Raw genomic sequence first — 14870 nt, forward strand, 5'->3', positions numbered from 1 at the left:
GGGCCCGGTCGTCATACCGGTAAGCCGGGTCCCTACCAGGTGAACCCCGGCTGGACCGGCATACACGCCTTGTCGTCGGCGCCGTTCAGCGCCTTCGCCGAACTCGGCAGCTCCTTGCTCACCGGCTTCGCCTTCGGGAAGCTGTCGCCCGTCCGCCAGTCCGCGCCGACCGTCAGGGTGATCCCGGTCAGCCCGTCCGCCGCCGGGGCCTTCACCACCGCCGACAGCGGCACCCCCAGGGCCTTGGCGACCGCCTGCGCGTCCCCCGCCAGATCGTCGGCGCCGTACCGGATCACCGTCTTCTCCTTCGGGTTCCGGACCGACGACGTCACCGTCTGCGTGAAGCCCCTGGCGCCGAGGGCGCCCGCGATCTCCGCCGCCCGGCCGCGGGCCGGGGCCGCGCCGTCCCCGTCCGTACCGTTCTGCACCCGGACCGAGATCTCCCCGGGCGGGGCCGCCGGATCCTTCGACACCGGGGTCTTCTCGGCCGGGGGCTTCTTCGCCGCCTCGCCCTTGCCGTCCAGCGAGATGTCCTCCCGGATCTTCCGGAAGACCTCCTCGGCCGCCCCGGGCTCCGGCTCCACCTTCCCCACCCGCCGCGTCGAGTAGACATTCGGCATCGTCACGGTGGTGATCCGGTCCGCCGGGACCTTCTTCAGATCGTTCCCGATGTCCAGCAGCTTCTTCACCGAGTTGACGGTGTCGCTGACGGTCAGCGAGTCGATCGCCGCCTCCGCCAGCTTGCGCAGCTTGTTGGGGTCGGTGAGCTTGGTGTTCTTCCGCAACTCCCGGACCATGGAGGTCATATACATCTGCTGCGCCCTGGCCCGGTAGAGGTCCGTACCGTCACCGAAGCCGTAGCGGGTCCGCAGCCACTGGAGCGCCTGCTCCCCCTGGACGTATGTGGTCCCCTTCTCCAGCTTCAGATTGGAACCCTTGCCGTCCCGGGTGCGGGAGTGGATGTTCTGCTCGACACAGACCGGTACGCCGCCGATCGCGTCGGCCATCGAGACCACACCCGCGAAGTCGATCATCATGAAGTGGTCGATACGTATCCCGGTGAGGTTGTACCAGGTGGCCACCGTGCACCCCGGGCCGCCGCGATCCAGCGACTCGTTGGTCTGCGCGAACGACAGCGCCGGATAGGTCTTGTTCTCCTTCTTGTCCTGGCACTCGGGTATTTCCAGCATCGTGTCCCGGGGCATGCTGAGTATCGATATGTTCGAGCGGTCGGCGGCCACGTGGATCAGCATCTGCACATCGGCGAGCGGCGGCCCGTCGAAGGACTTCTTGGCGCCGCCGAGCCGCTTGTTCGCGTCGCTGTCCCGGGCGTCGGAGCCGATCAGCAGGATGTTCAGCGGCGTCTGCCCGTCGGCGTTGGGCTTGTGGTCGCCCATGTCCGCGCCGAGGTTCAGATCGTCCTTCTTGAGCTTGCCGTTGAGGTGCTCGTAGTAGAGATAGCCCGCGCCCGCGGTACCGAGCACCAGGAACGACAGCACCCCCGCGGTCCAGACGAGGACGCGCTTGCGCCGCCCCCGCCGGTCCGCCGCCCGGCCGGTCGGGGAGCCGGAGCCGCCCTTCCGCCGGGCCGCCCGGCCGCCGGCCGGGTCTGTGCCACCGGGCGCGCCCCCGTCCGCCGGGCCGCCCGGACCGCCTATTCCGTGCCCTGCCGAACCCTGGCCGGGTATCGCGCCCCGGCCGGAGTCCCCGGTACGGCGGTTCTCGCCGCCGGTCCGGGTTCCCCTCCCCCGTGCGTGGTTCTGTCCCACCCCAAAGTCCCCTGTGTCCAGGTGCGCCGAGGGGACCGGGATCCGATCGGGTGTGCCCAGGTCATCCGGCGCACGTCTGTTTGTCTGCTTCGACCTTCTTGACGCCCTCGGGCACCTTGGCCTTCTCGGGGGAGACCGGGATTCCGGCGCCCGTGAAGTCGGCGCCGAGCGTGAGCACCATCGGCTCCCGGCCCTGCGCGTTCTCCGCCTTCTGCTTCAGTGCTGCGGCGGGCAGCCCCATCAGGTCCGCGAGCTTGCGCGCCTGATCGGCCTGGTTGGGGCCGTACTCCAGAGTCGTCTTGGCGATGTTCTGCGGAGCGTTCGCCTCATTGCTCGACTTGTTCACGCCCTGGGCCTGGAGCCAGGTCAGTGTGGCGCCCGCGGCGCCCTGGGTCTCACTCCCGTTGTAGACCGCGACCCGGACGTCGGACGGCTGGGCCCGCGGGCCGTCGAGCGGTCCCGGTGTCTTCTTCTGGGCCGCTTTCTCCTTCTTCTCCACCTCGGTGAGCGACACATCGTTCTTGATCATCGAGAACAGTGGTCTGGCCTGCGACTCCTCCAACAGCACGGTGGCGCCGTCGGAGTTGTCCTTCACCGGCACCGTGGTGAAGGTGATGTTCTTGGTATTGACCTTCGCCAGCTCCAGGCCGAGGCTCTGAAGCTTCTTGATACTTCCTATGCCGGTGTCGACCGTCAGGGCCTTGGTGGCCGCGTTGGCCAGATCCCACATCTTCGTGGGGCTGGTCAGTGTGTCGCCGGACTTCATCTTGCGGATCATCGAGCTGAGGAACTGCTGCTGGATCTCGATCCTGCTGAGATCGCTGCCGTGGCCCACGGACTTGCGGGTCCGCACGAACGCCAGGGCCTCCTCACCCTTGACGACGTGTTTTCCCTCCGAAAGGTTCAGTTTGGAGTCCTTGTCGTTGATCGGCTTGTCGAGACAGACCTCGACCCCGCCGACCGCCGTCGACAACTCCTTCACCGCGTTGAAGTCGGCCATCATGAAATGGTCGACCTCGATACCGGTCAGTTCCTCCACCGTCCGCATGGTGCAGCCGGGGTCCCGGCCCGCGACGCCGAGGCTCTCGTTGAACCGCTTGCCCGACGTGCCGGGGATGGTGGTGATGTCCCCGTCGACCTTGACCTGGCAGTCCGGGATGTCGGTGATCAGATCCCGGGGAATGGAGAGCGCGGTCGCGTTGGAGCGGTCCTTGGCGACATGGAAGAGGATCGTGGTGTCGGCGTGGCCCTTGCTCTTCCGGTCGCCGTAGGCCTCATTGCCCTTGCCGGTCCGCTTGTCCGTACCGATCACCAGGATGTTGACGGCCTGGTCCTTCTTGAAGGTGTTGGAGCCGCCCACCACGTCGACGGTGTTGAGATTCCCGTCGAGCCGCTGGTAGATCACGAAACCGGTGATCGCGCCCGCCGTGAGCACCAGGGCGAGACCGCCGCCGGTCCACATCAGGACCTTCTTCTTCCGGGACGCGCCCTGCTTGCGCTTGCGGCGGCCCGGCGGGGGCGGCGTACCGCCGCCGGAGCCGTCCTGCGACCTGCGCCGCTGGCCGGGGACCTGACCGGGGATCCCGGTCTCGGTATCCCCGGCGCCCGTACCCGTACCGGCCCCCGTGCCGCGGCTCGTGGCACCGCCGCGGTGTCCGCCGCGACCGCCCCGGCCGCCGTGTCCGTGCCCCCCGCTCTGCTGATCGGACGGTGTGCGCGGCCCCGGGGTTCTCGGACGCTCGGGTGCCGCGGAAGGCGAAGACTGCGCTCCGGAATGATCCAGTCGCAATTCGTAATTGCCGGTCTGCGGGTTGAACACCCACTGGTCGGCGGGGTCGATGTCGTCTCCCCGGCCGCGGCTCTGCGCATCCACGGTTTTCTGAGTCCTCCGTCGGTGGCCACGCGAAGCGCCTCCCCCGAAGGCGCCCGGTGTCTCGATCTCAGCGGTGCGGGACACGGGTCCGAGCACCGGATCGCGTCACATTAACCGCCCAGGTCAGTGCAGAGCGACGCCGGTGACGAATTCCACGACCCTTACAAGGGGCAATCTGCCCAATCCGTGTGGCCTGGGCACTTGCTTGGGCATCGCTTTACTCACACCACACCATTCAGTCACATACGCCCACCGCCGCGTTCGTCCCGGTGTAGCCGGGGTTGCTACCGGATGCACCGGACGGTGAACCGGAGGGAGAGGTCGAAGGAGAGCCCGAAGGCGAGGCCGGGGCCGAGCTCCGGGGGGTGCCGGAAGGGGAGCCCGACGGGCCGCCGGGCGTACCGGTACGTTCGGTTCCGGCCATCGGGTCGGGGGCGCCGCCGGTCGGTGAGCCGCTCGGGCCCGTACCGCCGTCCGCCGTGCCGGAGTCGCGCGCCGAAACGGTGATGGGGGAGTCCTCCCGTAGCTGCCGGAACAGCTCCGAAGCCTGCGGCTGCACCAGTTCGTCCCGATTGCGGTCCATGGCCCAGGGCTGCCGGGGGACCGTGAGGAACTGGACGTTCTCGGTCGGGATGTTCCGCAGCGACCGGGTCAGGTCGTACAGCTCCTTCAGGGAGTCGAGCCCCGGATCGGTCGTCAGCGACTTGGTCGCCGCGTTCAGGACCGGGACGAGCTTCCCCGGATTGAGCAGCACCCCGTCGCTCTGCACCTTCTTCACCAGCGAGCCCAGGAACTGCTGCTGCCGGTCCATCCGTTCGGTGTCGCTGCCGTTCCCGAACGACTTGCGGGCCCGTACGTAGCCCAGGGCGTCCTCGCCGTCGAGCGTCTGCCGCCCGGCCGGGAGGACCAGCTGCGCGTCCGGGTCGTCCACCGGCTCCTTCAGGCAGACCTCGACCCCGTCGACCGCCTCGACCATGTCGGTGAAGCCCCGGAAGTCGACCACCAGATGGTGGTTGATCCGGACGCCCGTCATCAGCTCGACCGTACGGATCGCGCAGGCCGCGCCGCCCGTCTCGAACGCCGAGTTGAACTGGGCGAGCCGCTCCCGGCTCCGGGTGCCGTCCGCGCGGAGGCAGGACGGGACCGTCGTCATCAGATCCCGGGGTATCGAGACCGAGGTGGAGCTCTGCCGGTCCGCCGCGACGTGCAGCAGGATCACCGTGTCCGCGCGCTGGCTGCCGCCGTCGTCCCGGCCGTACTTGCTGTTGCCCTCGCCCCGGCGGCTGTCCGACCCCATCAGCAGGATGTTCTTGGCGTCGAGGGAGATCGGCACGGGCCGCTCCTTCTCGTGCGTCCGCAGCTCGACCGCCGTCGCGGTGTCGGTGGTGATGTTGCCTTCGAGCTTGCGGTAGAACCACCAGGCCGTCGCGGCACCCGCGAGCAGTACGAAGGAGACGGCGACGGCCGTCCAGCGCAGCCACCGGCGCCGCTTGCGCGGGCGCCCGGCCGGGGCCGCGTCCGATTCGACGGCGGTGACCGTCGCGGGCTGCGGGTCGCCGGAGGTGCGGTCCGGGGCGGTCGTACCGGCCGCCGGTATGTCCTCGGCGGCTTCGGGACCGGGGTCCGTACGCCCCTCGTCCGCGGGGCCCGGCGCCTCCTCCGGGCTCACAGAGCCGTCCCCGGCCGTTTCGGCCTCGTCGGTCGGCGGCGATATGAGGTGCTCCGTACCGCCGCCCTTCCGGTCACCGGCTGCTGTGTCCTCGCCGTCTCCGCCGTCCGGCCCGTCGGAGCCCGTCGGTGTGCCGGCTCTGTCCGTCACTTTGCGTCCATCCTTCACGGCGTCAGCGGTGCGCTGGACCGCCGATCTCAGGGCTAGACGGCTGGGCCTGGCGCTTGGTTGTGCGGAATCCGGGGACGATCGGCGGCAAAAGCCGATCAGCCAACGGAGTTGGGCCCGGGGCGGCTCGCCCGGTTCCCCGGGCCGTGTCGTCGGAATCGCGCCCGGCCCGCGACGCCCGGCACGCACAGTCGCGGCGGTGCCGGGATTTCCCGAGTACGTCCCGTACGAGGGAAACCGCCCGGGCTCCGCCGGGGCTCCCACCGCCCTTGCGACTGCACGCACCGGACGCCGCGGGCCCCGCCCTACGGGCGGGGGCGCCATTTTGACGACACGGACCAGGCCGCCACGGGCCGTACGGCCGGGCGGTCACCCGCCTCGGCACGGTCCCGCGGGACGGCGGCCGGTGCCGCCGGGGCCGTACGCGACCGGGCCTCGGGCCCGTCGTCCGCACCGCTCCGACGGCATTCCGGAAGTGCTTCTGGTGCTTTTGGTGCTCGTGATGCTGGAGTTGCTCGAAGTGCGCGAGCTACAAGATGGTGCGAAAAGTCAGCAGATATCCGGGGATTCGCCGTGACCCCTGCGTCAGGCGTCGTCCCCGGTGTTCGAGGAGTCTTCCAGACCCGTGTCACCGCCCGGCAACAGGGTCGTCACCGTGACCCGTTCGCTCTCGATCCGCCGGGCCAACTGCTCTGCGGGCAACCGGCCGAGACGGCGGCACAGCACCACCGACGCACCCGCCGCCAGGGGTGCGTAAAGCCCCGCCGACAGCCCCTCCCAGGAGTCGTACCCGGCCCCCGTGAGCAGCCGCGATCCCGGGGCGAGCCCCAGCCGTGCGGCGTCCGCGCGGGCCCGCTCGACCAGACCGGCGCCGGTCAGCACGTCCCCGCCGACCGAGAGCGCCGGGGCGCCGGGGTCGACCGGTGCGAAGGGGGCGAACCGATCGCCCTGCCCCGGCACCTCCACCGCGTAGTCCGCGAACCCGGCCGGGGGCTGCGGGAAGCGCCCGCCCAGCGGCCGCAGCGCCAGCGCCACCCGCTCCCCGCCGCAGGCCCGCGCCTCCTCCAGGGTGTCGGGCCCGCTGACCACGAGGTCCGCGTCCGCCGGGTCGCCGCCGATCTCGGCGGTCACCCCGACCGACGCGGCGGCGAGCAGCCAGACGGCGCTCTGCCAGTGCGCGGGCAGCAGCAGGGCGAGCCGGTCACCGGGCTCGGCGGCGAGATCGCCCTGGAGCAGATTCGATGTCTTAGCCACCCAATTGGCGAAGGTGGCGACGGACAATTCCACCCGTTCACCGGTGGCGTCGTCGTAGAAAGTGATCAAGGGACGCCCCGGGTCCGCGACGAGGGCGGATCGCAGCAGGTCGGCGGGGGTGCGGTCACTGGCGTTCATCCCCGCAAGGGTACGCGCGGCCTCCCGGCGGCGTCCCTCGTACCGGTGACGGTGTCCTCCGGTCGGCCCGCAGTACTCCGGCTTTCCCGGCCGGGTCCGGGCGAGCGGACTCCCCGACGGGCCCTCAGGATCTTTGGCATGCGTGGATTTCTGGCTTCCTCGACCGGTGTCGCGGCATGCGCCGCGCTCGTACTCCCGCTCTCGCTGCCCTCGGGAGCGTCGGCGGCGACCGCGGCCGTCCCCCGGGACGCCCCACCGGTGCCCCGCGCCCAATCGGCGGCGGTCCCCGGGCAACCCCGGGTACCCGACGTCCCCGGCACCACCCAGTCGCTCCCGCTGGCCGAGAGCCCCGGTGCCGACACCCCGTCCACCCGCTCCGTCTCCCCGACCGTCCCGGCCCTCCCCGAGCGGGCCCGCTACGAGCCCCGGGTCCGCCCCTTCTCCCTCGTCGGCGTGGTCTGGGACGACGCCGCGGCCGAACTCCCCGGCACGGTCCAGATCCGCACCCGGGCCACCGGCTCCGGTACCTGGAGCGGCTGGCAGGACGTCGAGACCCACACCGACGGCCACGGCGCCGACCCCGGCACCGCCGAGGCCGAGTCCGCCCGCCTCAAGGGCGCCACCGCCCCGCTGTGGGTGGGCGCGTCCGACGGCGTGGAGGTACGGGTACGGGGCCGCGCCCCCGGCACCGAACTGCCCGGCGGCCTCCGCCTCGAACTCGTCGACCCGGGCGAGGCACCCGCCCCGGCCCCCGCCCCGGCCCCGGCACCCGCGAGCCGCGCCGCCGCCGGACCCGCCCCGCAGCCCCGGGCGCTGCCGAGCGCCTTCACCTACCCGTACACCGAACTCCTCGCACCGAAGAAGTACGTCGGCCCCCGCCCGAGCATCGTCAGCCGCAAGGGCTGGGGCGCGAACGAGTCCCTCCGGGAAGGCGGCTACGTCTACACCTCCACGGTGAAGGCGGCCTTCGTCCACCACACCTCGACCGGCAACAACTACACCTGCGGCCAGGCGCCGTCCGTACTCCGCAGCATCTACCGCTACCACGTGGTCAGCAGCGGCTGGCGGGACTTCGGCTACAACTTCGCGGTCGACAAATGCGGCACGATCTACGAAGGCCGGGCGGGCGGCGTCACCAAAGCCGTACTCGGCGCCCACACCCTCGGCTTCAACTCCAACACCATGGGCGTCGCCGTCCTGGGCAGCTACAGCGGTACGACCCCACCGGCGGCGGTCTCCACGGCGGTCGCCAAACTGACCGCCTGGAAACTGGGCCTCTTCAACGCGAACCCCAAAAGCAAGGTGACCCTGACGTCCGGCGGCAGCGGCAAATACAAGAAAGGCCGGAAGGTCAGCTTCCATGTGATCTCGGGCCACCGCGACGGCGTCTCCACGGACTGCCCAGGCACCCGCCTCTACAACCGCCTCCCCACGATCCGCACCACCTCAGCCACCTACCAGGGCCGCTGACCCCCTCCGGGGAGGACCCGCCACTCACGGGTCGCGCCGCGTGGCCTGCTGTTCTTCGCGGCCCGCGGCCCGCCTGTGGCTGGTCGCGCAGTTCCTCGCGCCCCTATGCCTTCGGCAATGGGGGGACCCCCAGCGCCTTGGCCCTCCGGGTGAGGCCCACAACCCCGGGTCCCGCCCGGGGGCCTGGTGTTGTCGGCGGCCTGCGGACCGCCGGTGGCTGTTCGCGCAGTTCCCCGCGCCCCTGGTTGCCTGTCTCATCGCCCTTGCGAAGGGGGCGCCCCCCGGGCGGGGTAGGTAGTGCTTCCTCCGGAGGAGTTCCGACCGCGGGCCGTCGTGGGCTGGTCGCGCAGTTCCCCGCGCCCCAAAAAGCCTCTCCCTCGCACCGGATAACGAGAGGGGAACCCACTCCCTGGAAGAGGAGCCCCGCCCCTGGAGCGGGGCCCTTTCGGAGGGCGACAACCGGGGGCAACCAGGGGCGCGGGGAACTGCGCGACCAGCCAGCCACCGGGGTGCGGGTGGACCACAAACACCAGGTGGCACCCACCCCTCCCCGGGACGGGCTCCGGCCCCGGGGGGCATGTCCGGTCGGCGTGGTCGGGGGGTGCAGGGTCGCCCCCGCAACGGATGGCGGAAAAGACCGGGTCTCCCGGACAAGACCCTCACTTCCGCCGTCCGTGAGGAGGTGAGCCCGGAGGCCACCGACCCTCCCGCCACAAGACAAGACCGCCCGCATACCGCTGGAGCAACGGTCACATCTTCAACAGCCCCGCCGGCGACTGAGGCGCGAACGGCCCCGCACCAGGCGGGGAGCCCCGGCACCAGGCGCCCCGGGCACGAGGCGCAAGCAACCCCGCCGCCGCGAGGAACCCCGGCACCAGGCGCCTGGGGCGCGCGGCGCGAAGACCCCGCACGAGGCGGGGAGCCCCACACCAGGCGGGCACCCCACAGCGGCAGAGCGAATACCCTCGAAGACACCACGTCCGCCGCCCAGAGGAACCCGTGTCCGGTCGATTCTCCCCCCGCCCCGCCCGCCTCGCAGGCGTCCGGCCCCAGGGCCGGGGCCCCGGCGCGCACACCCCCGACGCACGCACCCGCCGCTGGCGCCCCGCCGACCCCCTCGACCTCGGCCTCGTGCTCGGCGTGCTCCGGCGCGGCCCGGCCGATCCCACGTTCCGTACCGCCGCCGACGGCGCCGTCTGGCGGACCGCCCGTACGCCCGCCGGGCCCGGCACTCTCCGGGTGCGCGCCGCCCCCGACGCGGGCGAGATCGCGGCCGAGGCGTGGGGCCCGGGCGCCGACTGGCTGCTGGAGGCCCTGCCCGCACTGCTCGGCGCCGATGACTCGCCCGCCGCCTTCACTCCGCGCCACCGGCTCGTCGCCCTGGCCCGGCATCGCCGTCCCGGGCTGCGGCTGACCAGGACCGGTCTGGTGCTGGAGTCGTTGATCCCGTCGATCCTGGAGCAGAAGGTCACGACGGACGAGGCGTACCGGGCGTGGCGGCTGCTGGTGCGGAAGTACGGGGAGCCCGCGCCCGGGCCGACCGCCCTCATGCCCGGCCACGGCGGCGGTCTCCATGTGGTTCCCGGGCCGCGTACCTGGGCGCTGATCCCGTCCTGGGAGTGGCATCGCGCGGGTGTCGACGACAAGCGGGCCGCCACGATCCTGCGCGCGGTCCGGGTGGCGCCCCGGCTGGAGGAGGCCGCCGGGATGGAGCCGGAGCGGGCGATGGCCCGGCTGGAGGCGGTCCCGGGTGTCGGCCCGTGGACGTCCGCCGAGACCGTGCAGCGCAGCAATGGCGCTCCGGACGCGGTGACCGTCGGTGATCTGCATCTGCCGGGGATCGTGGGCTGGGCGCTGGCGGGGAACCGGGACGCCGACGACGCGGAGATGCTGGAGCTTCTCGCGCCGTACGAGGGCCAGCGCCACCGGGCGGCCCGTTATGTCCTGCTGAGCGGCCGGGTCCCGGCCCGCCGGAAACCGAAGATGCCCCGGGTCGACATCGGCCTCCTCTGACCCGCCGGGCGTACGGGCCCTACGGCTCCCCGGCCCCGCCGCCCCTGGCCCCGCCGCCCCCGGCTCCGCCGCCACAAGGGAACGGGCTCCGGGGGAACACCCCGAAGCCCGCCCCCATTCCGGCGCGGCGCGGCGCTACCGCACCTCGATGAACGCCGACGCGTCCCGCGCGGGTCGTTCCTTCGGCGGTGCCGCCGCGTGTCCGACGGCGACCGCCCCCATCGGGTCCCAGGTGTCGGGCAGCCCGAGGACTTTCCGTACGACGTCCCGGCAGAACATCGTGGACGACACCCAGGCCGAGCCGAGTCCCTCACCCGCCAGCGCTACCAGCAGGTTCTGTACCCCCGCGCCCGTGGCGACGACGAACATCTCGCGTTCGGCGCCGTCCCGGCGGGGGTCCCCGTAGTGGTGGGAGCCCTCCATGACCAGGCACGGCACCACGAGGTACGGCGCACGGCGCAGTACCTCGCCCCGCTTGACCCGCCGGGCCACGGACTCCTCGGACTTGCCGTCGCGCCGCAGGTCCGCGATCCACGCCTCGCGCATGGCGTCCAGCAGTTCCGTTCGGGCCGCCGCCGATTCCAGCAGGACGAACCGCCACGGCGTGGTGTGGTGGGGCGCGGGCGCGGTGACCGCCGCCGCCACGGCCCGCCGGACCGCCTCGGGGTCGACGGGGGCGTCGGTGAATTCGCGTACCGTACGCCGCCGGGTGACGGCTTCCCGTACCGCTTCCGACGTCCCGAGCCGGAACAGGTCCTCGGCCGCGTCGCGCACCAGCGCCCGCGCGCCGACCGGCCCGGCCGCCTCGGCCCCTTCGACCCCGTCGGCCCCGTCGGCCCCGGCTCCGGCTCCGGCTCCGACGAGATGTGCCAGACCGCGGACGACGGCCACCGGCCGCCCCGAGGTCTTCCCCTTGACCAGGTCGGCGGCGGCGGCAAGTTCGTCCGCGACGGCGACCACCGTGACGTTCAGGGGATTGCCGTGGCTGTCCGTACCGCCGCGCAGATCGTCGAGGACGCGTACGCCCGCCGCGCCGATCGCGACATCCGTCAGCCCGTTGCGCCACGGCCGCCCCGAGGTGTCCGTGAGGACCACTCCGACGTCGACGCCGAGGGCCGCCCGCAGGCCCGCCCGGATTCCCCGGGCGGACGCGTCGGGGTCCTCGGGCAGCAGCAGGACCGTACCGGCGGGCGTGTTGGAGGCGTCGACCCCGGCCGCGGCCATCACCAGACCCTGCCGGTTCTCCACGATCCGGAGCGGGCCGCGCCGGGCCACGACCCGTACGGTCTCCGCGTCGATCGCGGCCTCACGGTCGGCGGCGGCCAGGATCCGCCCCTCGGCCTTGCTGACTATTTTGGAGGTGACGAGCAGGATGTCGCCGTCCCGCAGCTCCGGCTCGGCGGCGGCGATCAGGGCGGCGATGTCGTCACCGGGCGCCACCTCGGGGACCCCGTCGACGGCGCGTACCTCGTACGAGTCCACCGCCGGATCGCCCACCACGGGCCTCGGCTCGGGGATCCCGGCGCCGAGGGTCTCGGCCTCGGCTCCGGGCCCTGCGGCGCCGACCCCTGCGGCGTCGGCCATCTCCGCTCCGCCCCCTCCGGCCGTCACGCCCGGACCTCCCCGGCCAGCTCCAGCGCGCGGCGGGCCATCTCGGCCGCCGCGTCCGTGTCGGTCATCAGCAGGGGTACGGCCCGGCAGCGGATCCCCGCCGACTCCACCACTTCGACGGCGTCTGCGTCGACGGTGTCGACCAGCCAGCCGTCCAGCAGCCCGGAGCCGTAGTGCGCGGCGACCGCCGCGGCCGTCGCCTCGACCCCGACGGCCGCGAGTACCTTGTCCGCCATCCCGCGGACGGGCGCGTTCCCGACGATGGGGGAGAGCCCCACCACCGGCACCCCGGCGTCCGCCAGGGCCTCCCGGATACCGGGGACGGCCAGGATCGTGCCGATACTGACCACCGGGTTGGACGGCGGGAAGAGAATGACGTCCGCCGCGGCGATCGCCTCCAGCACCCCCGGCGCGGGCTTCGCCTGCTCGGCCCCGACGGGCACGATCGCCTCCGCGGGCACCGCCGCCCGCAGCCGTACCCAGTACTCCTGGAAGTGGACGACCTTCCGTTCGCCGTCCACCTCCACGGCGACATGGGTCTCCACCCGGTCGTCGGACATCGGCAGCAGCCGGATGCCCGGGTTCCAGCGGGTGCACAGCGCTTCGGTGACGGCGCTCAGGGGATATCCGGCGGCCAGCATCTGGGTCCGGACGATATGCGTGGCGAAGTCCCGGTCGCCGAGGCCGAACCAGTCCGGCCCCACCCCGTACGCCGCCAGCTCCTCCTTGACCCGGAAGCTCTCGTCCGTACGGCCCCAGCCCTGTTCCTCGTTGATACCGCCGCCCAGCGTGTACATCACGGTGTCGAGATCGGGGCAGACCTTCAGCCCGAACAGATGGATGTCGTCACCGGTGTTCCCGATCACGGTGATCTCCGCCTCGGGGGCGGCCCGCTTGAGGCCGCGCAGGAAGCGGGCGCCGCCGATACCTCCGGCCAGAACCACAATTCGCATGACCGCAGTCTGTCAGGCGACGACGGAGTCCCGGGCCGCCGGTACGCACCGGGCGCCGTGCATCGGCATCTCGGTCAGACCGGGGAAGTAGATGTGCAGGGATACGGCCGGTTCGAGGGTGTCGTTGACCATCTCGTGGGTGTATCCGGGTGCGAAGACCCGGACCTCACCCGGTACGAGGGCCCGGTCGGCGACGTGCTCGGCGGCGCGTTCGGTGGCGTTGGCGGCGGTGGTGGCCGTACGCCCCTGCTGCTGACCGATGTCCCCGTCGGCCCCGGCGGCCCCGGCGGCCCCGGTGTGCCCGGTGGGTCCGGTGTGCCCGGTGGGTTCGGCGCGCTCGGTGAGCCGCCCCTGAAGCACGGTCAGCACCCCCGACGACGGCCCGTGGTCGTGCAGCCCCGAGCCCTGCCCCGGCACCCAGGACAGCAGCCAGACCTCATAGCCGGGCCCGGTACGCAGCCGGTGGTACCAGCGGCTGGAGGCGTCGTACTCCACCAGCCCCTCCCACCGCTCCCGGTCGGCGGCGACCGAGCGGGCCAGCCCGACGAAGTCCGCGACGGTCGACGGATGGCGGCGCGGCGGCTGAAGCAGGTGCTGCACGGCGAGGATGTCGCCGGCGATCTGGAGGTCGCTGTCGTCGTTCATGGAGATGCGGTGATCCCTTGGCAGGAGAGATACGGGCCCGGCGCGGCGGGGAGGCGCGCCGGAACAGGACGCGGGGCGAGCGGAAAGGCGACGGGAATCGACCGAATGCGGTGACGGAGCGGAACGACGCCGGTACGGGACCCGGGACGACTTTCCGAACGGGATATCCACCCCGGCGGCCGGAGCCGGACGGCTACGACGGCATGGCACCGCGGAATTCGGTTCAGCTGTCGCGACAACAGCGACAGCGGGCCTGCACAGCGCTGCGGAACCCACGGGCGGGGGTCGCGAGAGGCGCGGAGGCTGCTGACATGCCTTCCACGGTGCCGGGTAGGGCTCTTTGATGTCAACTCGATGACCGGTTTGGCGGCAATCTTTCACCTCATCCGGTTACGGAGCGCGCAGAAAGGTTTATGCAGCGCAAGGGTTGGGACACATCGCGCACGCCGGAGCGGTCGGGGCTGTGATCCCGATCGCTTCACCGGGCCCGGCCGCAACAAGATCGAAACCGGGGGCGTCTTCCGCCGCGAGACGGACACACGAGCAGAGAAGGGAGCCGGTCCGGGGCGCGAAGGGCGAGACATGTGGCATGTGTCAGTTTTTTGGTGATTTGAACACTTTCCGCATAGGCTTGGTTCCGCAGAGTGAATACGGGGCCCAATAGCAGATCTCCGCTTGACGCCCCCGGAGCACACACTTGTAATTTCACTCGTGTCGTTCGGCCGAATCGATCACGGCAACATCACGGGGACGCCAAGACAGACGAGGGGCGCACATGACCGAGCTGTTCGAACAACTGCTGGTCGAGGACGCGGACGATGAAATCGGCTGGCAGGAGCGCGCGTTGTGCGCCCAGACCGATCCCGAGTCCTTCTTCCCCGAGAAAGGCGGCTCCACACGCGAGGCGAAAAAAGTCTGCCTGGCGTGCGAAGTCCGCTCGGAATGCCTTGAGTACGCACTCGCGAATGACGAGCGATTCGGTATCTGGGGCGGGCTCTCGGAACGCGAACGCCGCCGCCTGAAGAAAGCGGCGGTCTAGGAACTCTTCCCGGGCGCGCTCCCGGGCCCCGGCCCCGGGGCGCGGGGTTGCCTGTGCCAGGCGGGTCGCTTGCGCCTCGCGCGCCCTGGGTGCCTGGTGTGGGGGTCCCCGCCTCGTGCGGGGTCTTCGCGCTGCGCGCCCCGGGGCGCCTGGTGTGGGGTTTCCCGCCTGGTGCGGGGCGGTTCGCGCCTCAGGCGCCGGCGGGGCTGTTGAAGATGTGACCGTTGCTCCAGCGGTATGCGGGCGCACTTGTGCAGCGTCGGGAGGG

10 protein-coding genes are annotated in these 14870 nt (G+C 71.9%); 3 read left to right on the forward strand and 7 right to left on the reverse strand.

The window, feature by feature from the left end:
• Window positions 1–32: 32 nt before the first annotated feature.
• The 4 genes from AB0G74_RS04985 to AB0G74_RS05000 all read right to left on the reverse strand — a co-directional run bounded on the left by AB0G74_RS04985 (window position 33) and on the right by AB0G74_RS05000 (window position 6871).
• Complete coding sequence (locus AB0G74_RS04985; protein ID WP_361140830.1) at window positions 33–1769, reverse strand: LCP family protein; 1737 nt, start codon at window positions 1767–1769, stop codon at window positions 33–35.
• A gap of 61 nt (window positions 1770–1830) precedes the next feature.
• On the reverse strand, window positions 1831–3642 hold the full coding sequence (locus AB0G74_RS04990) for an LCP family protein (protein ID WP_361140832.1): 1812 nt from the start codon (window positions 3640–3642) through the stop codon (window positions 1831–1833).
• 235 nt (window positions 3643–3877) lie between these two features.
• Entirely contained in the window at window positions 3878–5119 is a 1242-nt protein-coding gene (locus tag AB0G74_RS04995; protein ID WP_361140861.1) for an LCP family protein, read from the reverse strand.
• Between the two features lie 945 nt (window positions 5120–6064).
• A complete protein-coding gene (locus tag AB0G74_RS05000) occupies window positions 6065–6871 on the reverse strand; it encodes a TIGR03089 family protein (RefSeq protein WP_361140833.1) in 807 nt (268 codons plus the stop codon).
• Window positions 6872–7009: 138 nt separating this feature from the next.
• Between AB0G74_RS05000 and AB0G74_RS05005 the strand changes: the two genes are divergently transcribed.
• Window positions 7010–8341 (forward strand): N-acetylmuramoyl-L-alanine amidase, encoded by a 1332-nt coding sequence (locus tag AB0G74_RS05005; RefSeq protein WP_361140835.1) that lies wholly within the window; start codon window positions 7010–7012, stop codon window positions 8339–8341.
• Between the two features lie 1131 nt (window positions 8342–9472).
• Window positions 9473–10354, forward strand: a complete 882-nt coding sequence (locus AB0G74_RS05010) for a DNA-3-methyladenine glycosylase 2 family protein (RefSeq protein WP_361140862.1) — start codon at window positions 9473–9475, stop codon at window positions 10352–10354.
• Window positions 10355–10489: 135 nt separating this feature from the next.
• Here the strand turns inward: AB0G74_RS05010 and AB0G74_RS05015 are convergent, their stop codons facing one another.
• Genes AB0G74_RS05015 through AB0G74_RS05025 form a run of 3 tightly spaced genes read right to left on the reverse strand, consistent with a single transcriptional unit; the run spans window position 10490 to window position 13563 of the window.
• Window positions 10490–11938, reverse strand: a complete 1449-nt coding sequence (locus tag AB0G74_RS05015) for a coenzyme F420-0:L-glutamate ligase (RefSeq protein ID WP_361140837.1) — start codon at window positions 11936–11938, stop codon at window positions 10490–10492.
• A 23-nt stretch (window positions 11939–11961) separates the two neighbouring features.
• Window positions 11962–12918, reverse strand: a complete 957-nt coding sequence (cofD, locus tag AB0G74_RS05020) for a 2-phospho-L-lactate transferase (protein ID WP_361140839.1) — start codon at window positions 12916–12918, stop codon at window positions 11962–11964.
• A 12-nt stretch (window positions 12919–12930) separates the two neighbouring features.
• The gene (locus AB0G74_RS05025; protein ID WP_361140841.1) at window positions 12931–13563 is read right to left on the reverse strand and encodes a cysteine dioxygenase family protein; all 633 of its coding nucleotides are present in this window, start codon (window positions 13561–13563) and stop codon (window positions 12931–12933) included.
• A 775-nt stretch (window positions 13564–14338) separates the two neighbouring features.
• Between AB0G74_RS05025 and AB0G74_RS05030 the strand changes: the two genes are divergently transcribed.
• On the forward strand, window positions 14339–14602 hold the full coding sequence (locus AB0G74_RS05030; protein ID WP_006348971.1) for a WhiB family transcriptional regulator: 264 nt from the start codon (window positions 14339–14341) through the stop codon (window positions 14600–14602).
• Window positions 14603–14870 lie beyond the last annotated feature (268 nt).

This window comes from Streptomyces sp. NPDC020875 (assembly GCF_040641415.1).
Taxonomy (GTDB): Bacteria; Actinomycetota; Actinomycetes; order Streptomycetales; family Streptomycetaceae; genus Streptomyces.

Excerpts from the sequence above, each read along its gene's own strand:
- AB0G74_RS05005 (WP_361140835.1), top strand. The coding sequence starts at position 7,010 with ATGCGTGGATTTCTGGCTTCCTCGACCGGTGTCGCGGCATGCGCCGCG.
- AB0G74_RS05025 (WP_361140841.1), bottom strand. The coding sequence starts at position 13,563 with ATGAACGACGACAGCGACCTCCAGATCGCCGGCGACATCCTCGCCGTG.
- AB0G74_RS05030 (WP_006348971.1), top strand. The coding sequence starts at position 14,339 with ATGACCGAGCTGTTCGAACAACTGCTGGTCGAGGACGCGGACGATGAA.
- AB0G74_RS05000 (WP_361140833.1), bottom strand. The coding sequence starts at position 6,871 with ATGAACGCCAGTGACCGCACCCCCGCCGACCTGCTGCGATCCGCCCTC.
- AB0G74_RS05015 (WP_361140837.1), bottom strand. The coding sequence starts at position 11,938 with ATGGCCGACGCCGCAGGGGTCGGCGCCGCAGGGCCCGGAGCCGAGGCC.
- cofD (WP_361140839.1), bottom strand. The coding sequence starts at position 12,918 with ATGCGAATTGTGGTTCTGGCCGGAGGTATCGGCGGCGCCCGCTTCCTG.